Annotated in this window: 1 protein-coding gene; it reads left to right on the forward strand. The window is 62.9% G+C overall.

Annotation, left to right across the window (positions count from 1 at the left end; translation table 11 throughout):
• On the forward strand, window positions 1–364 hold a 364-nt coding region (locus ACGF49_RS25015), incomplete at both ends, for a DUF6531 domain-containing protein (RefSeq protein WP_387493459.1).

Here is a 364-nt window from a genome sequence, read left to right on the forward strand (position 1 = left end):
GACTTACCGCTCCACCGCCGCCCTGGCCGGGCTGTTCGGCCCCAAATGGGCCGATGACTGGTCGCAGCACCTGCGCCGCGACGGCGAGGAGACTCATTTCACCGACGGCGAGGGGGTGATTTACACCTTCCATACCCCGACGGAAAACGTCTTCTCAGTCAACCTGCATGCCGGCCATTACCTGCTGTACGGGCAACGCGACGGCGAGCTGCGCCTGTTTAACCGCCGCGCCCAGCAGATACTGAGCTTTGCTGAGGTCCAGGGGGATAAACGCCGCCTGTCCCTGATAGAGGACCGCAACGGCAACCAGACCGTCTTTCATTACGATGAACACCACCGCCTGACCCGCCTGGTCCATGCCGAC

This window comes from Photorhabdus sp. RM96S (assembly GCF_042879335.1).
In the GTDB taxonomy this organism is placed as follows: Bacteria; Pseudomonadota; Gammaproteobacteria; order Enterobacterales; family Enterobacteriaceae; genus Photorhabdus; species Photorhabdus kayaii.